Origin of the sequence: Nocardioides sp. NPDC006303 (assembly GCF_040613175.1) — a bacterium.
Taxonomy (GTDB): domain Bacteria; phylum Actinomycetota; class Actinomycetes; order Propionibacteriales; family Nocardioidaceae; genus Nocardioides.
The window spans coordinates 1-19,285 of record NZ_JBEXRR010000036.1 but is presented as its reverse complement, the minus strand read 5'-3'; the positions used below and the strand labels follow the sequence as shown (position 1 = coordinate 19,285).

16 protein-coding genes are annotated in these 19,285 nt (G+C 66.8%); 3 read left to right on the top strand and 13 right to left on the bottom strand.

The genetic code is table 11. The annotated features are described in order from the left end of the window. Positions 1-4 precede the first annotated feature (4 nt). Positions 5-607 (bottom strand): helix-turn-helix domain-containing protein, encoded by a 603-nt coding sequence (locus ABZY89_RS22515; RefSeq protein WP_355230792.1) that lies wholly within the window; start codon positions 605-607, stop codon positions 5-7. 165 nt (positions 608-772) lie between these two features. Between ABZY89_RS22515 and ABZY89_RS22510 the strand changes: the two genes are divergently transcribed. Together ABZY89_RS22510 and ABZY89_RS22505 are read left to right on the top strand one after the other, a co-directional pair. After that, on the top strand, positions 773-1,849 hold the full coding sequence (locus ABZY89_RS22510) for an alkene reductase (RefSeq protein ID WP_355230790.1): 1,077 nt from the start codon (positions 773-775) through the stop codon (positions 1,847-1,849). A 37-nt stretch (positions 1,850-1,886) separates the two neighbouring features. Beyond that, positions 1,887-3,155, top strand: coding sequence for a helix-turn-helix domain-containing protein (locus tag ABZY89_RS22505; protein WP_355230788.1), 1,269 nt, complete (start codon positions 1,887-1,889; stop codon positions 3,153-3,155). 31 nt (positions 3,156-3,186) lie between these two features. Here the strand turns inward: ABZY89_RS22505 and ABZY89_RS22500 are convergent, their stop codons facing one another. The 12 genes from ABZY89_RS22500 to ABZY89_RS22445 all read right to left on the bottom strand — a co-directional run bounded on the left by ABZY89_RS22500 (position 3,187) and on the right by ABZY89_RS22445 (position 17,380). Continuing rightward, a complete protein-coding gene (locus tag ABZY89_RS22500; protein WP_355230787.1) occupies positions 3,187-3,663 on the bottom strand; it encodes a (2Fe-2S)-binding protein in 477 nt (158 codons plus the stop codon). A 9-nt stretch (positions 3,664-3,672) separates the two neighbouring features. Further along, entirely contained in the window at positions 3,673-5,895 is a 2,223-nt protein-coding gene (locus tag ABZY89_RS22495) for a molybdopterin cofactor-binding domain-containing protein (RefSeq protein WP_355230785.1), read from the bottom strand. Positions 5,896-6,173: 278 nt separating this feature from the next. Further along, positions 6,174-7,073, bottom strand: a complete 900-nt coding sequence (locus ABZY89_RS22490) for an alpha/beta fold hydrolase (protein ID WP_355230783.1) — start codon at positions 7,071-7,073, stop codon at positions 6,174-6,176. Next, on the bottom strand, positions 7,066-8,613 hold the full coding sequence (locus ABZY89_RS22485) for an NAD(P)/FAD-dependent oxidoreductase (protein WP_355230781.1): 1,548 nt from the start codon (positions 8,611-8,613) through the stop codon (positions 7,066-7,068). Before ABZY89_RS22485 ends, ABZY89_RS22490 begins: the two co-directional genes overlap by 8 nt. A gap of 43 nt (positions 8,614-8,656) precedes the next feature. Beyond that, complete coding sequence (locus ABZY89_RS22480; RefSeq protein WP_355230779.1) at positions 8,657-9,604, bottom strand: 3-hydroxyacyl-CoA dehydrogenase; 948 nt, start codon at positions 9,602-9,604, stop codon at positions 8,657-8,659. Positions 9,605-9,749: 145 nt separating this feature from the next. Next, positions 9,750-10,781 (bottom strand): AraC family transcriptional regulator, encoded by a 1,032-nt coding sequence (locus tag ABZY89_RS22475; protein ID WP_355230777.1) that lies wholly within the window; start codon positions 10,779-10,781, stop codon positions 9,750-9,752. A 58-nt stretch (positions 10,782-10,839) separates the two neighbouring features. Then, the gene (locus tag ABZY89_RS22470; RefSeq protein WP_355230775.1) at positions 10,840-11,256 is read right to left on the bottom strand and encodes a DUF4345 domain-containing protein; all 417 of its coding nucleotides are present in this window, start codon (positions 11,254-11,256) and stop codon (positions 10,840-10,842) included. Positions 11,257-11,429: 173 nt separating this feature from the next. Beyond that, a complete protein-coding gene (locus tag ABZY89_RS22465) occupies positions 11,430-12,584 on the bottom strand; it encodes a homogentisate 1,2-dioxygenase domain-containing protein (RefSeq protein WP_355230853.1) in 1,155 nt (384 codons plus the stop codon). Between the two features lie 72 nt (positions 12,585-12,656). Beyond that, the gene (locus ABZY89_RS22460; RefSeq protein WP_355230773.1) at positions 12,657-13,256 is read right to left on the bottom strand and encodes a hypothetical protein; all 600 of its coding nucleotides are present in this window, start codon (positions 13,254-13,256) and stop codon (positions 12,657-12,659) included. 41 nt (positions 13,257-13,297) lie between these two features. Beyond that, entirely contained in the window at positions 13,298-14,905 is a 1,608-nt protein-coding gene (locus ABZY89_RS22455) for an FAD-dependent monooxygenase (RefSeq protein ID WP_355230771.1), read from the bottom strand. Positions 14,906-14,922: 17 nt separating this feature from the next. Then, a complete protein-coding gene (locus ABZY89_RS22450; RefSeq protein ID WP_355230769.1) occupies positions 14,923-15,885 on the bottom strand; it encodes an MBL fold metallo-hydrolase in 963 nt (320 codons plus the stop codon). Positions 15,886-15,931: 46 nt separating this feature from the next. Next, a complete protein-coding gene (locus ABZY89_RS22445; protein WP_355230767.1) occupies positions 15,932-17,380 on the bottom strand; it encodes an aldehyde dehydrogenase family protein in 1,449 nt (482 codons plus the stop codon). Between the two features lie 247 nt (positions 17,381-17,627). Here ABZY89_RS22445 and ABZY89_RS22440 point away from each other — a divergent pair, with 247 nt between their 5' ends. Further along, positions 17,628-19,154 (top strand): GMC family oxidoreductase N-terminal domain-containing protein, encoded by a 1,527-nt coding sequence (locus tag ABZY89_RS22440; protein WP_355230765.1) that lies wholly within the window; start codon positions 17,628-17,630, stop codon positions 19,152-19,154. Positions 19,155-19,285 lie beyond the last annotated feature (131 nt).

The following is a 19,285-nucleotide window of genomic DNA, read 5'->3' as shown; positions in this document are numbered from 1 at the left end:
GAGGTCAGCGCAGAAGGATCGCTGCCAGCTGGGTGCGAATGCTCGCGAGGATCTCAGGGACGCTCAGACCTGCGTTCACGGTCACCGCCATGTCCAAGAACATGATGGCCGTGATCACCCGAGCCAGGGTCGACGCCTCGGCGGGGGCGATCCGCGCCCGGTCGTTCAGGATGCCGGCGACGGCCTCCTCGGTCTGGACGACGATGGACAGCGCTTCGGCGTGGTGGGGTTCGGTGGGATCGCCGAAGGCCATCTCCCGCAGGTAGGTGCGGCCGTTGTCGACCTGGACACGATTGCATTCCACGACCGGCGTGATCAGCGCGAGAACTCCGTCCAGCGCGTTCGACGCACTCTCGGCGCCGGCGCGGCCGCGCTCCAGCGCGTCGATGTAATGCGCGTTCTGGACAAGGAGCAGCAGCTCCCCCTTGGTCTTCGCATACAGGAACAGGGTGCCGGTGCCGATGTCGGCGGCGTCCGCGATCTGCTGCGTGGTGACCTCATCCACGCCGTGCTCGGCGAACAGTTCGCTGGCCGCCGCGGTGATGCGTTCGAGCTTGGCCTGCTTGTTCCGCTCGCGTCGCCCTAGCGCCTGGGACGCCACTGGCATCGTGCTCCTCCCGGAATAAACTATGACTAGCCTCAGTTTTGAGTGTAGTCACTGTTGTGTGGGCTCGAAAGTGCCCGTGCTCATTCTCCCACGCCGTTGCGAGACGACCTGGCCTCGCACCGGAAACAGGGACCACCGCTCATTGCAAAGGAACACCACCCGGTCATGACCTCCTCTTCACTCTGGCAGCCGTTCACCGTCGGCAGGCTCGAGCTCCCCCACCGTCTCGCGCTGGCTCCCCTGACCCGCAGCCGCGCCAACACCGACGGCACGCCCAGCGAGCTTGCGGCGACCTATTACAGCCAGCGCGCTTCGCTGGGACTGCTGATCTCCGAGGGCACGCAGCCCTCGGACGACGGGCAGGGATATTCCAACACCCCTGGGATCTACACACCCCAGCATGTCGAGGGCTGGCGGAAGGTCACCGATGCGGTGCACGACAAGGGTGGCCACCTGTTCATCCAGCTGATGCACGTTGGCCGGATCTCCCACCCGGACAACACCCCGCACCACCGGCAGCCGGTCGCCCCGTCAGCGATCTCGGCCGAGCAGGACATGTTCACCGCTGAAGGCCCCAAGAGGACCCCCGCCCCGCGCGAACTCGGCACCGAGGAGATCCAGGGCGTTGTCGACGAATTCCGGCATGCCGCGGCCTCCGCGATCGCCGCCGGCGCGGACGGCGTGGAGATCCACGGTGCCAACGGATACCTGCTGCACCAGTTCCTCTCCCCCAACGCCAACCAGCGCACCGACGAGTTCGGCGGGTCGATCGAGAACCGGGCCCGGTTCGTGATCGATGTCGCCCGGGCCGTCGCGGATGAGATCGGCGCGGATCGTACCGGCATCCGCATCTCCCCCGCGTTCCCGCTCGGCGGTCTCGATGAGGGCGATACAGGCGCCGTACGTGCCCAGTACCGCTACCTCGTGGGCGAGCTCGCCAAGCTCGATCTGGCGTACCTGCACGTGCACCACCTCGGAGACGACGAGCTGCTGCGTTCCTTCCGGGACGTGTGGCCGAATGCGCTGCTCGTGGTCCGGTACGGGCGTGAGCGCGAGCGCATCGCCGACGACATCCACGCAGGCCTGGCCGACATCGCGCCGCTCGGCCGGTTCGCCATCGCCAACCCCGACGTCGTCGAGCGGCTCCGCACCGATGCCCCGTTCAACGACCTCGACGCCGACACGCTCTACACCGGTGGCTCCCGCGGGTATACCGACTACCCGACGCTCACTCACGCCTGACACCCACCCGACCGCCACCTGGAGGAGAACGATCACCATGCAACCGGACGGCCCGGGTAGTGGAGAGATCCTTGTGGCGGGCGGGCAGGCCCCGAGAGACATCGACAGTGCGCCGCCGCCACAGATTGCCGACTGGATCGACGAGTCTGCAGAGACGCTCGCTCGCCAGGCGGTCCAGGACATCTGGGAGGCAGTCCCCGCTTACCGCGGCAGTGGCCAAGAGGCTGACGTCGCGGCGCACTGCCGCCAGGTGTTCGGGATCTTCGCGCGCAGCCTCCGCGAAGGACACGAACCGACCCCTGAGGACTTTCCGTGGATGTCGAAGCACACCAGGCCGAGGTTCGAGGCCGACATCTCGCTAGTCGACTTCCTCACCGCGTTCCGAGTCGGTCAACGCACACTCTGGGAGGGCCTTCGTGCCTACAGTGCTCAGTCGGATGAGGCAGCGGAGATGTTGTTGGGGATGGTCACCCAGCTGATGCGCCTGATCGAGGCCGGTAGCTCCGCCGTGGCGAGTTCGTACTTCGAGCTTCAGCAGCACCAGCTTGCTGATCTCCAACGACTGCAGCGGGACGTACTGGACGACCTTCTGGACGGGCGAGCTCCACAGGGGCTGCTGAGCCAACGCATCCTCACCGATGCCGGCCTCGCCGAGGACTCCACCTTCCTTCTGGTGGTGGCACGACCGGCAGCTGGCCAGGGGTGCAGTGACGACCTGTCCGAAGCCGTGTCGGCGGCGACCCTCGCACTTGCGGGGGCCGGCATCTTCGTCGCCCGGCGCGGCGAGATGGTCGGCTTGGTTCCGCTGCTGGACAGGACCGAGTCGGAGGTCACGCACTCGCTGCGCCGGTTCGCGGATGAGCTGAGTGCCCGGGGTACCGCGATGTCGGTCGGTTGCAGCACGAGCCAAGCAGGCCTCATGCTTGCCGCTGATGCCTACGGCGCGGCCGCCCTGGCTTGCGAATCACTCCGGGGCCGCCAGGGGTTGATGCCGATTGCCGAGGTCTCCCCTCTCACCTACCTGATTCGGCGACCCGACCCATTCGCTCGTCGTCTCCTCAGGGAGCAGGTGGTCGCGTTCTTCGCCGAGGATCTGGCTGGCGACGGCATCTACGCCGACACGCTCGAGGCCTACGCTGACAGCAACCTCAACGTCCGCGAAGCGGCCGAGGCCCTCTTCGTTCACGCCAACACGGTCTACTACCGGCTCGAGCGCATCACCTCGAGCACCGGTTCCGACCTTCGCCGGCTCGAGTCGCTCGTGGAGTTGCTCCTAGCAGTCCGGGTGCTGCGCGCCGGCGCGTGACAGATGCGGCAGCACGGTTACATCCTCTCGGCTACATCTTCTCCGCGCCGTCGCGGATGGCCGAGCGGATGCGCGGGTAGGTGCCACAGCGGCAGACGTTGCGGATCGTGTCCAGGTCGGCGTCGGTGACAGCGCGGCCCTCCGCCTTCACCCGCCGCACCAAGTCGACGGCGGCCATGATCTGGCCGGGCTGACAGTATCCGCACTGGGCGACGTCGTGGTCGATCCAGGACTGCTGCATCGGGTGCAGGTCGCCCTCGACGGTGTCCGCGAGTCCCTCGATGGTGATGACCTCGTCGCTGTCGGCGATGTCTGCGACTCGCACCGCGCACGGGTTGAACGCCTTGCCGTTGATATGGCTGGTGCAGGCCTTGCAGACGTTGATGCCGCAGCCGTACTTCGGTCCGGTGATGCCCAGGACGTCCCGCAGGACCCAGAGAAGACGTACGTCGTCCTCGACCTCGACGCTGACCTGCTTGCCGTTGACTTTGAACGTGTGTGTCGACATCTCGTGGTCCTAACTGACGTAGTCGAGGCCGTCGGTCGGCGACGGCGGGACGGACGGGGTGTACGGGAACGGCTCGAAGTGCAGCGGGCCCTTGTGGTTGATCGGGAACTGCGTCGGCATGGTGCCGGTGGCCGCCCAGTACGCGTTGGCGGCAGCGCCACAGGCCGCGGCCACCCCGAACTCCCCCGCTCCACCCGGGCTCTCGTCGTTGGACTCGATCAGGTGGATCTCGAGCTCGGGCGGCGTGTTCCACTGTCGCGTGTAGGCGTAGTTGTCCCAGCTCGCCTCGAGGAAGTTGCCGTCCTTCAGGTGGACGCTGGAGGTGAAGACGATCGCCAGGGCGTCCATGATGCCGCCCATCATCTGCGCCTCGAGCCCGGTCGGGTTGATGATCAGGCCGACATCGACAGCAAAGACGACCTTGGTGACACGGGGGCCGGTCACGGCCTTCCGGATCTTCCGGTTCACCGTCGCCGCGGTGGCGTCGACCTCGATCAGACATGCACTGAAACCGTGGTACTCGTTGTGGATCCCAAGACCCTGACCGTGGCCGGCGGGCATCGAGCGTCCCCAGTTGCCGGCCTCGGCGACACGATCCAGGACCGCACGAGACCGATCCTTGCGGACGAAGGCGCGCCGGAACTGGTAGGGATCCTGGTTGGTGGTTCGGGCGATCTTGTCGACAGTCACCTCCCGCGCGATCGCCACGTTGGGTGAGTAGATGTTGCGCATTGACGCCGTGTTGAACCGTCGGTCCACCAGCTCGTTGAGCAGCGACGTGGTGGCCCCGAAGTTGTAGTGCGCTCCGGCGGTCAGGGAGTAGACGGTCTGCGAGAGGGTGTAGTCGGTCACCGGAAGCTTCCCGGCTGCCGCCGTGATGATGTCGCCGAATCCGTGGCCGAAGTCGGTGCGGGCGCTGGTGTGCCGCTGTTCGTAGGTCAAGACCTGCTTGCCCAGCGTGGTTGCCCGCGCGCGCGACGTGCACATCGGATGCATCCGCCCGTGACGACACGCGTCCGCGCGGTGCCACATCACCCGTACCGGTGCCCGCATCGCCTGGGACGCCAGAGCCGCGTCGATGGCGCCGTCGTGGAAGAGCTTGCGGCCGAACGACCCGCCGCCGGTGACCACATTGATCGTCACCTTGCCCTGCGGCAGGCCGAGCTTCAGGGCGATCTCCTGCTGGGCCGGGACCGGAGCCTTGAACCCGCCCCAGATCTCGGCCGAGTCGGCACGTACGTCGGCGATCGCACAGTCCGGTTCGAGCGATGCGTTGCTGGCGAAGGCGAAGGTGAACTCGGTATCGACGGTCTTCGCAAGAAGCGGAACGCTGGGAACCAGCAGCGGCACCTCAGCCCGCTTGAGGTCAGCCAGCACATCCTCGTCGGAGTCGGCGCCGACCGGTCCCGGATCCCAGTCGACATCGAGGGCTCGGATGGCATCGATGCACTGGCCGAAGGTGCGTGCCCGGATCGCGACGCCGGTCTCGATGACGGCGACGTGGGTGACGCCCGGCATCTCGGCGACCTCGGCCTCGTTGTTGAGCTTGCGGACCTTGCCGAAGATCGTCGGCGGCTTGGCGACCATGCAGGGCAGGGCGTCGGCGATGTCGAGGTCCAAGGTGAAGCGCTTCGCTCCGGTCACTGCAGCGCGCGCGTCAGTACGACCCATCGGCGACCCGACGATGTTGAGCTCGGACGTCGCCTTGAGCTCGGCCTCCACCTCGGTGGTCTTCGGCACCGCGGCAGCGGCGGCAAGATCGCCGTACGGGATCTTGGTCCCGTCGGGCGCGACCACCGAGCCTGCCTCGGTGTCGAGAAGGTTCGGGGTGAGCCCGCCCAGCATGGCGGCCGCGGCCTCGAGGAGCGCACCACGGGCAATGGCGGCCGCAGCGCGCACCGGGTAGTACGTCGACATGGTGGTGTTGGAGCCTCCCGTCAGCTGGTTCATGACCAGCTCAGGGCGTGCCTTCGCGAGCGTCACCTCGACCTTGCTGACCGGGATGTCGAGCTCGTCGGCGATGATCATCGCCGTCGAGGTCACGATGCCCTGGCCGGCCTCCATACGCGGCAGCGCGAAGTGGACCGTGCCGTCCTCGCGCAGCTCCATCCAGATCAGGTGCGACGTCGGCTTCGCACCATAGTTCTGCGCGTCCCCGAGGTCGAAGATATCTGCCGGCAGATCGTTGCTGGGCACGGGAAGCGCGGTCAGCGCACCAGCCTCGCTGGGCACATTCGAGTCCACTCCCAGGCGCACTGCCACCGCGAGTGTTGGTGCCGCCAGCAAGTACCCGAGGACCTTACGTCTACCCAAGGCCGGCCCGACCCAGCCATCGTCTGGTGCCGCATCGTCCGAGGGGTGATCGACCATGGAAGCCTCCGAGCAACAGTGGGTTCAGTCGCCGCGCCATCAGTGCGGGCCACCCCCGTACGGTGACACCCGTCACACAGGGACCGCCATGTGGAACACCCCAATTCCGGAAGCCACATTTGGAGAGCACTCCAACCGCATCACTCGGCCTGGCGTCGTACTGATGGCGACCTCACCGCACCGGACCCTGTCGGCTGCGGAACGCCGCCCAGGAAATCGAGGAACCGTTCAGCGAAGGCGTCGGGGGCCTCGATCTGAGGCATGTGCCCGACCCCTGGGAACAACTCCGACTCGGCCTTGGGGAAAGCAGCTCGTGCCGATTGCAGGTGGGTATGGGGAAGCACCCGATCGCGATCGCCCCACACCAGAAGAGTCGGGAGCTCGAGGTCCGCCGCCGTGCGGAGGAGGTCTGTGCGCCAGGCGGCGCTGACACCGGACAGCGTCGCCAGCGACCGCGCGATCTCCAGCATCACGCTCCCGGTGGCGGGCTGGCGAGAGACCGCGAGTGCATGATCCACCCGCGCCTCGGTTGCAAGACGAGGGTCGACGAACAGCGTGCTCTCCGACACTCGTGCGAACCAACGTGGGAGACGTGCGGTCAAAGCCTCACCGATCAACGGCACGGCAAGCAGGCGCAGTGCGAGTGCGACCTCTTTCCCGAAGCCTGCGCTGTCCACCAGGGTGAGGCTCGTGACACGGCTGGGTTCCGTGACGGCGACCTGCATCGCAACGGCACCGCCGAGGGAGTTGCCGACCAGATGCACTGGCCGCGCCTCGCTGAGCTCGTTCAAGACATCGACGACCGCCTGGGCCAGGACCGTCAGCGTCGTCGGCTGCGGTGCACGTTGGGAAAAGCCACAACCAGGAAGGTCGAGCGCGATCAGTCGGCATCTCGAGGAGAGCCGAGGGAACTGTTCGGCCCAATCGTCCAGCGTTCGACCGATCCCATGGATCAGGACGACCGGTGGGCACTCGAGAGGCCCGGCGACCCGCACGCGTACACGCCGGCCCTGCACATCGACGAACGCCGGGCTACTCACCAAGCACCAAGGCCCGGTCGGCGGACGAGGACCTGGCTGCCGTCGGAGCCAGCGTCGTATCCGTGAAGCGGAGTTCTGGGTCGTCGATGGGGTCCTTGCCCAGGACGACCCGGTCACGGTTGAAGCTCTGTGGCGCCACCCAGGGGCCGCGGGTGCCTTGCTTGGGGAACAGGTGCATGGCCCGGTTGACGTAGCCCGTATCCATCTCCACGTAGCGCTTGAGGGGCATGGACCTGTCCGAGACCACTGGCGTGACGCTGGCGTGACCGTGCTCATCCATATAGGCGAGAAGGCGGCAGAACCATGCCGAGACGAGATCCGCCTTCAGAGTCCACGCCTGGTTCACATAGCCCACGGTGAAAGCGAAGTTCGGGACGTCGCTGACCATCAGCGTCTTGTAGATGACGTGGTCAGGCAGGTGGACGTCTTTGCCGTCGACGGCTAGGGCGATCTTTCCGAAGGGCACCATCCTGAGCCCCGTAGCGGTCACGATGATGTCGGCCTCGAGCTCGGCACCCGACTCCAGCAGGATGCCGGACTTCGTGAAGCGGACGATCTTGTCCGTCACGACAGAGGCACTGCCGTCGGAGATGGCCTTGAACATGTCGCCGTCTGGGACCATGCACATGCGCTGGTCCCACGGGTTGTAAGACGGGTTGAAGTGGGTGTCGACGGGGTAGCCCTCAGGGAGAGATGCGGCGTTGATCTTCCGCACGAGTGCGCGCATCTGCCTGGGGAACCGCTGGCTAAGCCCGTAGAGGACGTTCAACCTACGGATGTTGAACGCCCTGGCCAGGTCGTGGGCCGGCTTGGCAGGTAGGACTCGGCGCAGGGTGTTGGCGATCGGGTCCTGCCGAGGGATCGGGAGCACGTACGACGGGGAGCGCTGCAGCATCGTGACGTGATCGGCGCTCGCGGCGATGGACGGGATGAGGGTGACGGCAGTGGCGCCACTGCCGATGACGACGACCTTCTTCCCGGAGTGGTCGAGGTTCTCGGGCCAGTGCTGCGGATGGACGAGCTCGCCGCCGAAGTCATCCCTGCCTTCGAACTCAGGGGTGTAGCCCTGGTCGTAGTCGTAGTAGCCCGCCGCTGAGAAGAGCATGGTGGCCGTGACATCGACCCGCGTCCCGTCGCTGGTGCGTTCGAGCGTGACGACCCAGCGCTCGTCCGCGGTCGAGAAGTCCGCCTTCAGCACCTTGTGCCCCAGGTGAATGTGTCGCTGCAGGTCGTTCTCCTCGACGGTCTCCTGGAGGTAGTCGAGGATCTCGTGGGCGTCGGCGATCGCGTTGTCCCGACGCCATGGCTTGAAGCCGAAGCCGAAGGTCTGCAGGTCGGCGTCGGAACGGATGCCGGGGTATTTGAAGAGGTCCCACGTGCCCCCGATGTTGCTGCGCGCATCGACGACCGCGAACGTACGTCCCGGCTGCAGTCTCTTGAGGTGGTAGGCGGCGCTGAGCCCGGCGATCCCCGCGCCGACGACGAGTACGTCGACGTGGTCGAAGGCAACGGACGTGTGGGCTGAGGTTGTGGCAGTCATCGTGGGCTCCTCGTTGTTTCCGGGTTGGGCGTGGGTGAGGGGCTCAGGCCGGGAGCATCGACTCGACCAGACCTGGGACTTCCGCCAGGTCCGGAACGGCCAGGAAGTCGGCCCGCTGATAGGTGGGGTCCGGGTAGCTGTAGTAGCCCGAGCCGGTGGCGACCCCCAGCGCACCGCGGTCAAGGAACCGTTCCTTGATGTACGCCGCGTTCCGGCTCATCTGCTCGTCGCCGGACCGTGCTCCCCAGTAGGCGAGAACGTCGTAGGCGGTCTTCATGCCGACGAAGTCGAACATGCCCATCGGGCCGAAGTTCGCGCCGTTGAGCATGAACGTGCGGTCGACGTCCTCGGGCGTGGCAACGCCGTTGGTCACCAGCGTCTGGGCGGCGTTGAGCAGTGGCACGAACCACGTGTTGATGACGTAGCCGTTCTGCTCCTTGCGCACCGGGATGGGCCGCATGCCGATCTCGATGGCGAACTCCGCGACGGAGGTCAGCGTCTCCTTCGACGTCTCAGGATGGCCCATGACCTCGGCGACGTTCATGGCCCAGATCATGTTGGCGAAGTGGAGCGCGCAGAACTTGTCCGGCCGGCCCGTGGCGGCAGCGAAGTCCCGGGGCAAGAAGGTCGAGCTGTTCGTCGCGATCAATGAATGCGCGGGCAGGACATCGGCGAGCTTCTCGTAGGCCGCGAGCTTAATGTCGGGCACCTCAGGCACGGCCTCGATCACGAGATCCGCCTCGCCCGCCGCCGCCTTCAGGTCCGTGCTGTACGTGAGCCGTTCGCGCGTGGCGGCGATGTCACCCTCACTCGCCCCGACCTGATCGAGATAGATTCCTGCGTAGCCGTCGTGGGTGGCACGCGCTCTCTCGATGGCGTCTTCGGCAATGTCGTAGACCACGACGGTCTTGCCCTTGAAGGCGCTGTGCCAGGCGATCTGCCCACCCAGCACGCCTGCCCCCAGCACTGTGACTCGATTGAGATCTGACACGTGGATCCACCATCCTGTCGATTCGAGGACGTCCGACCGGCATGACGTCCATCACAAGATGGCAGAGGAGGTCGTCTGTGAACTTGCCTTCGGGCGACACAGATTTGTCATCTGACGCCGGCAAGGCGGACCCAGCGGTCGATCACTACGCGCGCCGGGCTGGCTCCCGCCCTGGGTTCTGGCCTCGCCGCTGACGAAGAAGGTCGCGGGGAGAGTGACCGAACCAGCGTCGACATGCGCGGGTGAAGCTGCTCTGTTCGGCGTACCCCAAAGCGCGAGAGATCTGCGCAGCCTGCATGCCGGTCGCCGCGAGCTCCCATGCCGTGGCGCGGCGTAGATCGTCGAGGATCTCCTCGAAGCTCGTCCCCTCTGCGGCAAGCTCGCGCTGGAGGGTGCGCTCGTGGATCGATACCGCCCGGGCGACCTGGCGTAACCCGATCTCGCCGACCATCATGAGCCGCCGGGTGACGTCGCGGATGTGCTCGGCCAGAGCGATCTCGGGATGCAACCTGCTCAAGTAGTCCTCGGCCAGTTCGGCAGCCACCGCGTCACGGTGATCGATGGCGCACCGAAGGTCATCCGGTGCGAGGTGGATGCCGTTGCGGTCTTGACCGAAGACCACCTGGCAGCCGAAGACGTTCTCATAGCAGTCGACCGCCGCGAGCCGTTCGTGCTGGAACGTAACTCGGCGGGGCGTGAAGCCATCGCCCATCATGATCCGCAGCACGTGCATGGCCAACGCCTGGCTCCGCTCCACCATCTGACGCCGGTCGAAGGGACTGTCCAAGATCGTCGAGTACGAGTAGACGGCCGATCGGGAGCCCGATCCCGGGATCAGCTCGGCCGTGTCGGCCGGCGCGATGTTGCCCAAGAACCGACAGCATGCCGACACCGCGTCACCCACGGTCTCAGCGTTGCGGAGAATGACACCAAGGGGGCCAAGGACTCCGATGCCCTGCCTGCCGCCTAGGCGCAGCCCGACGTCCGGGACATCCAGCTGAAGCGCCGCGTGCCCCAGTACCGCGGCCGCATCCGCGTAGCGGACGTAGCGGTCGAAGTCATCGATCGCCCGGGGATCGATGCCGTGGGCCAGGAGCAGCTCATCCGCGTTCCCGCCGAGCTCGTCGATCAGCTCACGGGCGCCTGAAATGACCGTCGCGCGTATGAGGCTGGTCACAGTCGACGATTCTCAAGCACCCGATCACCCAAGACAAGTGACCAGGCATGAACGAGATTCAGCGCGAGGCAACTCGCCGCTGCCAGGCAATCAGCACGGGCGGGGCGAGGAGCTCGAGCCCCAGCGCTGTCACCGAGACCGGATGGGGCCGGCCAGCCTGTTTCCAGGACCACGTCCGAGCAAGACCGCCGACGAAGAGCGCGGCCAGCGCAGACGTGAGTGCCGGCGAGCTGTTGTCGACGCGTGACACCTGAGACCACATCACAGGTCCCACGGCGAGCTTGAACACGCTGGCGTAGCGAAGGGCACTGTCCACCGTCGGGGTCACCTCCGGCGATCCGCCAGGCACTCCTCGAGGGCCGAGCACGATCTCGCGCGCGGCGCTGGCGGTGGGGATAGCCGCTAGCACCGCGAGAGTCCACTGCAAGCGTCGTCGGCTACGCCGGCTTGCACCTGTCACCAGTACAGACGGCATGTGTTTTCCTTCTCTGTAGCCACGTCCTTGTACGACGTCACGAAGCCCTCCCGCCACGACTGGCTCATCATGAGGGGCTCCTTCCTGAGCCGTTCTGCACTTTAAATTACGTTCGTACTATAATTGGAAACGGACGAACTGGCAATGGGACAAGCGGCGCCGTCGCGCGTCGTTCATCTCAGTGATCCGCTGCGGCCCTGCGCCCACGTGTAGGCGTACACACCCTCGTCGACCGTGCGACCGGCTTCGCCCACCTCCAACGGGCGGAACGTATCGACCATGACCGCGAGCTCGTCGAAGAACTCTGCTCCGAGCGACCGCTCCGTCGCGCCGGGCTGGGGGCCGTGAGCATGGCCGCCGGGATGCAGGGTCACCGAACCCACATCGATTCCTGAGCCCTTGCGTGCCTCGTAGTCGCCGCCGACGTAGAACATCACCTCGTCGCTGTCGACGTTGGAGTGGTAGTAGGGAACGGGCACCGCGAGTGGGTGGTAGTCGACCTTGCGCGGGACGAAGTTGCAGATCACGAAGTTGTTTCCCTCGAAGACCTGGTGAGCCGGGGGCGGCTGGTGGACCTTGCCGGTCAGGGGCATGTAGTCCTCGATGTTGAACGTGTAGGGATAGAGGCAGCCGTCCCAGCCGACGACATCGAACGGGTGGGTGGCGTACGTCATGGTCGTCCCGACGATGCCCCCTGGACCGTCGCCTCGATGCTTGACCAGCACCTCGACGTCGGACCCCTCGCCCAGAAGCGGCTCGGCCGGCCCGTGCAGGTCGCGTTCGCAGAACGGTGCGTGCTCGAGCAGCTGGCCGTAGCGGGAGAGGTATCGCTTGGGAGGGGCGATGTGCCCCTGGCCTTCGATGGCGTACAGACGGCTGACGTCCGCCGGCAACCAACGGTGAGTCGCCGCCCGGGGAATCACGACGTAGTCACCAGTCCGATACGGCAGGGCGCCGAAGACGGTCTCGACGATGCCGGAGCCCGACTCGACGTAGACGCACTCGTCCCCGATCGCGTTGCGGTAGTACGGCGAGACCGCACCTGCGACCACGTAGGAGATCCGGACATCGCCGTTGCCGAGCACCAGGCGCCGGCCGATCACCGCATCCGTCATGTCAGCCTCGCTGTCGCGGAAGAGGTCGTGGAGCGTGAAGTGGATCGGCCGGAGGGGGTGGTTCGGAGCGGTCGCCTGGTCCGTCAGCTCCCACGTTGCAGTCGCGACGATCGCAGACGGGATCTCGCGGTGATAGAGCAAGGACGAGTCCGAGGAGAACCCCTCCTCCCCCATGAGTTCCTCGTAGTGCAACCGGCCGTCGGCGTCCCTCATCTGCGTGTGCCGGTGCCGAGGGATGTCACCCAGGTGGCGGTAGAACAAGAGTCGTCTCCTTGCAGATGGTTGTCAGCACGCCGCAGCGTGAGGTGATGTAGGTGCCAGAGGCCGCAGACCGAGAGCCTTAAACGCGACTGCCACACATGGGCCGGCGGTCAGGACGAACAGCACCGTCCCAATCCCTGCCGGTCCCCCGAGCAGCCAACCGGTGGCCAGCCCGACGCCTTCGGAGAGGATCCGCGCCGGCCCAATGGCCAGTCCGGTTCTCAGATGCACCGCCAGCATCAGCCCGTCGCGAGGACCCGAACCCAGATGCGCCCCGACATAGATCGCGCATCCAACTGCGAACACGACGATTCCGGCGGCAAGTGCACCGAGCCGAACTGGCAGCCCGTCCGAGGGCAACGACGCGAGTGCCGGCAGGTCGAGCAGGACATTCAGAGCGACCCCGATGATCAGGACGTTCAGCAGCGTTCCCGCTCCAGGACGTACGCCCAGGAGTGCCACGATCGTGACCAGCAGGACCCCGACTCCGATCGACGCCGTTCCGACACCGATCCCGAGACGGTCCGCCAGCGCGATGTGGAGGACCTCCCAGCTGGCGACCCCCAGGTTCGCGCGGATGCTCAGCCAGATGCCCGTCGACGCGATGAGCAGGCCGACCGCCAACTGGATGAGCCGGCCGCTCCGGCTCACCGGCCAATGTCGACTCACGAGAGCGCATTCGCGGCGCTGCCCAGGGTGCGCTCGACCGCGGCGCGGACGTCCTCGGTGGTGGCCGACGTCAGACACGCTGCGATGTGGGCATCGGGCCGAACCAGCCAGACCTCTTCCGCCCCGAGCCCGAGTGCGCGCCCGAGGTCATGGTCGAGCTCGTCGACTCCGCTGACGTACACGTGAGCGGAGCTCGCCGCCACCGCCTCGCGAACCTGACCGATGTCGACGGCTTCCCCGCACAGGAGGGTCATGCCGTCGCGCAGTCGCCGCCTCAGGCGGTCCGGACACCCGTCGACGCTGTCGTGCACCTTGTGATCGGGAATCAGCACGCCCGGCGCGCATGGTGGCGTCGTGCCGCGTGGGGGGCGGCCAGATGCCGGGCGGTCGATGCTGGGTGTCGTAAGTGGCGAGTCGGAGTACCAGTACGGCTCGGCGAGTCGACCGGAGTCGACCTCGGCCCGTGCCGTCAGATCGTCACGTGCGGCTTCGAGCACCCGGCGGCGATGACTCTGCTCCTCGGCCGTATGCGGGACCAGGAAGTTCATCGTGGCTGTCGTGACATCGATGTTCTCCAGCGCCGCCGCGTGCCGCTCGTCGTGATAGCTGTCGAGAAGGCTCTCCGGAGCCCAGCCATGCAGCACGAATGCGATCTTCCAGGCAGCGTTCTCGGCGTCTTGGACACCGCTGTTGAGACCGCGTGCGCCGAACGGCGAGACCAGGTGAGCGGAGTCGCCGGCCAGCAGGACCCGTCCGACGCGCATCCGGTTCACGACCCTGGAATGGAACCGGTAGACCGAGCTCCACATGACCTCGTACTCGCGGTCGCCGATGATCTGGCGGATGCGCTCGTCGAGCGAACCCGAGCGCTCGGCCTCGGCGAGGTCGAACCTCTCCGGCACCTGCCAGTCGATCCGGAACGTGGAGTCGGGGCAGGGATGGATGAGCACCTGGCGACCCGGATTCCATGGGGGGTCGAAGTAGAACCGGCGCTCCTGGCCCCAGCCCGGCAGGTCGGTGCGGATGTCGCAGATCAGGAACTGGTCGCCGAACGTCGAACCGTCGAACGTCAGTCCCAGCTGTGCTCGGAGCCGGTCGCTGCGGGCACCGGTGCACGCAATCACGTACGACGCGGTGATGCGAACCTCACCGGACTCGGTGACACACGTGACCACGGCGCCGGAGTCGTCCTGTGTGATCCCGGTGGCCTCATGGCCCCACCGGACCTCGATTCGCGGGTCGGCCTGGATCTTCTCGTCGAGGATCTCCTCGGTGCGACACTGCGAGATGTTGACGAACGGCGGGAACGGCGACTCGCCCGGGTCTTGGAACTCGATCGTGAACAGCTCGTGGTCCTGATGGAACGTCGTGGCGCGGGTCCAGGTGACGCCTTCGCGCGCGATCTGGGCTCCCGCGCCGCCCAGGTTGTCCCAGATGTCGAGGACGTCGCGTTGCTGGCAGATCGCCTTCGACCCCACCATGTCGCGTGCCGGGCGGGCATCCACCACGATGACGGGCAGTCCCCATCGCGCCAGGAGCAACGCCGCGCTCTGTCCGACGGGACCGTCGCCGATGACGACAACCGGATTCTCTGAGTAGCTCACGCTTGCCATGGCTTCACTCAGTCCTGGAGCCGGGCCCAGATCTCGCGGTCGCGCTCGGCCGTCCAGATGGTCGGCCAGTCGGTCCCGGCGAGCTCCTCCCAGAGGCGGGCCACGTCGAACGGCAGGCAGTGCTCGAAGATGGGCCACTTCCCGAACTGCGGGGACAAGGCCGCGTGCGTGGCCTCGAACGCCTCCTTGAGCGTCCCGCCGCGGGCCTGGACCGAGCCGACCTCGTCGATCATCGTGGTGAGGAATCCGCGAGTCTGCTCGATGGCGGCAGACACCGCGCCAGCCCCTTGCGCCACCGCGCCCCGGCCGCCGACGAGCTGCTCGGCGCCGAGCGCGGCGATGCCGTCCAATGTCGCGCCGGACCAGTCGCGGTGGAAAGCGTCGCCGGTGTAGAGCGCCGCCTGAGCCTCCACGAGGTCGCCGGCGAAGAGGATCTTCTGCTTCGGGAGCCACGCAACGATGTCCCCGGCGGTGTGCCCTCGGCCCAGGTGCTGGAGGACGAGCTCCCCACGCTCACCTCCGAGGTCGATCGTGAACCGGTCCGAGAACGTCGCCGTCGGCCACGTCAGCCCCGGGATGGACTCCGGTTGGTCGAACAGGCGTGGCATGCGGCCGTACTCCGAAGCCCAGTCCTGCTCCCCTCGTTCGGCGATCAGCACTTTGGTCTGCTCATGGGCGACGATCACTTCGGCGTCGAACGCACTGGCTCCGAGGACGCGGACCGCGTGGTAGTGCGAGAGCACCAGGTACTTGACGGGCTTGTCGGTGTGCTCGCGGAGCATCGCGAGCCATCGGCGAGCTGCGACCGGGGTCGCCAGCGCTTCGAAGCACACCACGAAGTCCTCCCCCTCGATCGCGCCGAGGTTGGGGTCGCCCTCGGCAGTGAGGGCGTAGACACCCTCGGCGAGGACCTCGAGAGTCTGGTCTTTGGCTGCGAGGTCGGCGGACGAAGCAAACGGCTTGCTGGACATACGTCTTGTTCTCCTAGTGGCGTAGGTGCTGGTGCGGTCGCGTTGCTCAGGACCCGTAGTGAAGCCACACGGACTTGAGCTCGGTGTATGCGTCGAGCGCCCACGGACCCATCTCGCGTCCCCAGCCCGAGGCCTTGTAGCCACCCCACGGTGCGGCCATGTCGGGGATGGGCGGCATGTTGACGAACACGGCGCCGGCCTTGATGCCGTTCGCGAGACGCTGGGACGTGGCGATGTCGCGGGTCCACACCGTGGCGGCCAGGCCGTAGGGCGTGTCGTTGGCGCGGTTGATGAGCTCGTGGAGCTCGTCGGTGTCGTCGTACGCGGTCACGGCGAGGACCGGTCCGAAGATCTCTTCCTGCATGATCGCCGCATCGTCCTTGACGCCGGTGAACACGGTCGGCTCGAAGAAGTAGCCGTCCCGGTCAATCCGCTTTCCGCCGGCCACCAGCTCCGCGCCGTCCGCGGCTCCGGTCGCGACCAGCCTTTCGACGTGCGAGAGGTGCTTGGCCGAGACCAGCGGCCCCAGCACATTGGACTCGTCGGCGCCCGGCCCGATCGGCACCTGGGCCAGACCGCCGACCACCTTGTCGACGAACTCCTGTTCGCGGGAGCGCTCGACGTAGAACCGGGTGTACGCAGCGCACACCTGCCCGCTGTTGAGAGTGGCACCCATGATGTTGCCGCCGACCGCGGCGTCGATGTCGGCGTCGCGGGCGATGATGCTCGGGGCCTTTCCGCCCAGCTCGAGCGTGAGTCGCTTGAGGTTGGTCTCGGCGCTCGCCATGGTGATGAGCTTCCCGACGGCCGTGGACCCCGTGTAGGACACGTGGTCGACGTCCGGGTGACGAGTGAGCATCTCGCCGACCGAGCCATCGCCGGTCACTATGTTGACGACTCCGGGTGGGAAGCCGGCCTCGGCACAGAGCTCTACGAGGCGCAGGCTCGTCAGTGGGGTGACTTCACTGGGCTTGATCACGACGGTGTTTCCGGTCGCCAGCGCCGGTGCGAGCTTCCACGTCAGGATCATCAACGGGAAGTTCCACGGCGTGATCAGTGCGTTGACTCCGACCGGCTCGCGGCGGGTGTAGTTCAGCGTGTCCGGGAAGGAGACCGGGTTCGTACTTCCCTGCATCTTGGTGACCCAACCCGCGTAGTAGCGGATGTGCTCGGCAGCGCCGGTCACCGAGACCATGCGCGAGACACCGATCGGCTGGCCCTGGTCACGGGTCTCGAGCTGTGCCAGCTCCTCGTGATGCTCGTCGACCAAGCTCGCGAGCTTGAACAACAAGCCGGCGCGCTGGACCGGGAGCAGGCCCGCCCATGCGGGATTGCTCAGGGCGGCTCGAGCTGAAGCGACGGCGGCGTCCACGTCGCCCCGGTTGGCGGTGGGGACGGTCTCGATGACCTGTCCGGTGGCGGGGTCGATGGTGTCGATCGCGGAAGTTCCGGAGGAACTGGTCCATTCTCCATCGATGAAGAGCTTGCTTGCCATTCCGGTGTCCTCCTGCGCTGCGGTGAGGTCGGCGAGTGCCGCTGGTCGGTGCGCCGGAGAGGGCGCCCACTCGATTCTGGAGTGGGAACCGATCGTTGACTTGGCCCGCCGTGATCGAGACTTGGCGTAGCGCGAACAGCTACTCGCCCGCTCTTCCGCCGGCCTTTCCGATTCTCAGAATGAGAAGGAGCGCCACCATCGCGAGACCCCTCGCGAGTCGCACATTTCACCACTGGGAGGTCGCGTCATGACGCTGAATGCCGACGTAATCGTCGTCGGAGCCGGGTCCGCCGGCTCCATCCTCACCCGCCGCCTCGTGGATGCGGGCAAGTCTGTCCTGCTCTTCGAAGCCGGGGACGAGGACACCAATCCCGCGATCCACGACGTGATGCGCCTGGCTGAGCTCTGGATGAGCCCACAGGACTGGGGATACTTCACGGTGCCGCAGAAGAACGCGGCCGGACGCGCCCTTCACCTGCCGCGAGGCAAGGTGCTCGGCGGCTCCCACGCTCTCAACGCCTGCATCTGGGTGCGCGGCGCCGTCGAGGACTTCACCCACTGGCAGAAGCTGGGCGCCACCGAGTGGGGCTGGGATGACGTCGCACCGGTCTACGACCGCATCGAGGCGTACGACGGGCAGCCCGCCACGGGCCGAGGGACCGACGGCCTGCTGGACATCAACGTCTCGTACACCCTCGACCCGATCCAGCAGTCCATCCTGGACGCATCGGTCGAGGCAGGCCTGCCGCTCAACCCGGACTACAACAGTGGTCGCCTCGACGGCGTGGCGAAGATGCAGTTCAACATTCGCGGTATCGAGCGCTGGAACACCTACAAGGCCTACCTCAAGCCGGTCCGCGGGCAGGACAACCTCCAGATCGTCACGGGCGCCCGGGTCAACCGCCTCATCGTCGAGGACGGTGTGGTCAGCGGCGTCGAGGTCGACGTGCAAGGCGTCCCGACCGAGGCGTACGCCGCCGAGACGATCCTGTGTGCTGGCGCGCTCGACTCCCCGCGCCTGCTGCTCCGCAGCGGCATCGGGCCGGCGGACGAGCTGCAGGCGCTGGGCATCGAGGTCGAGTGCGATCTGCCCGGCGTGGGTCGCAACCTGCACGACCATCTCATCGCTCCGGTCATCTTCGAGACAACGGCACGAGAGGTCGGCCCGCCGACGCCGGGGCTCGCCGCCTGCCAGACGCACCACTTCTGGCGGAGCCGCGAGGGGCTCGACTCCCCCGACACCCAGCCGATCAACTTCGGAGTCCCCATGTACTCCGAGGACTGGATGAGCGGGCCGGAGTTCGGCTTCTCGCTCATGGCAGGTCTGGTCCGGCCCGAGAGCCGTGGTTCGGTCACGCTGACGGGTCCGGGTGCCAATGATCCCGTCGCGATCGACCTCAACGTCTTCGACGACGAGGCCGACCTCGATGCCCTGGTCGCCTCGCTCAAGAAGTGTCGCGAGATCGGGCGTCAGCCGGCCTTGGCCACCGAGTGGGGCGCCCGCGAGATCTACCCCGGACCGGGTCTCGAGTCCGACGAGGAGCTGCGTGACTACGTACGCCGGACCGCGATCACCTACCACCACCAGGTCGGCACGTGCGCCATGGGAACGACCCCGGACGCCGTGGTGGATCCGTCCTCCCTCCGCGTCCATGGGGTCGCCGGACTTCGCGTCGCCGACGCCTCGGTGATGCCGCGCATCACGAGCGGCAACACCAACGCACCCGCCTGCCTCATCGGCGAGCGTGCCGCTGACTTCGTGCTCGCCGAGTAGGCGCCGGATCAGAGAGACCACGGAAAGGTGGCCGACGCGCAGGGATCACAGCCTAGTCAGCCGCGCGGATGAGAGCAGCATCGTGGTCGCCCGGTGCGTTGCGTACGTCCTCTATCACCGCCCGCGGGAAT

What these genes read in the sequence shown, in the direction of transcription:
- ABZY89_RS22515 (WP_355230792.1), bottom strand. Translation starts at nt 607, where the DNA reads ATGCCAGTGGCGTCCCAGGCGCTAGGGCGACGCGAGCGGAACAAGCAG.
- ABZY89_RS22510 (WP_355230790.1), top strand. Translation starts at nt 773, where the DNA reads ATGACCTCCTCTTCACTCTGGCAGCCGTTCACCGTCGGCAGGCTCGAG.
- ABZY89_RS22505 (WP_355230788.1), top strand. Translation starts at nt 1,887, where the DNA reads ATGCAACCGGACGGCCCGGGTAGTGGAGAGATCCTTGTGGCGGGCGGG.
- ABZY89_RS22500 (WP_355230787.1), bottom strand. Translation starts at nt 3,663, where the DNA reads ATGTCGACACACACGTTCAAAGTCAACGGCAAGCAGGTCAGCGTCGAG.
- ABZY89_RS22485 (WP_355230781.1), bottom strand. Translation starts at nt 8,613, where the DNA reads ATGACTGCCACAACCTCAGCCCACACGTCCGTTGCCTTCGACCACGTC.
- ABZY89_RS22470 (WP_355230775.1), bottom strand. Translation starts at nt 11,256, where the DNA reads ATGCCGTCTGTACTGGTGACAGGTGCAAGCCGGCGTAGCCGACGACGC.
- ABZY89_RS22465 (WP_355230853.1), bottom strand. Translation starts at nt 12,584, where the DNA reads ATGAGGGACGCCGACGGCCGGTTGCACTACGAGGAACTCATGGGGGAG.
- ABZY89_RS22450 (WP_355230769.1), bottom strand. Translation starts at nt 15,885, where the DNA reads ATGTCCAGCAAGCCGTTTGCTTCGTCCGCCGACCTCGCAGCCAAAGAC.
- ABZY89_RS22445 (WP_355230767.1), bottom strand. Translation starts at nt 17,380, where the DNA reads ATGGCAAGCAAGCTCTTCATCGATGGAGAATGGACCAGTTCCTCCGGA.
- ABZY89_RS22440 (WP_355230765.1), top strand. Translation starts at nt 17,628, where the DNA reads ATGACGCTGAATGCCGACGTAATCGTCGTCGGAGCCGGGTCCGCCGGC.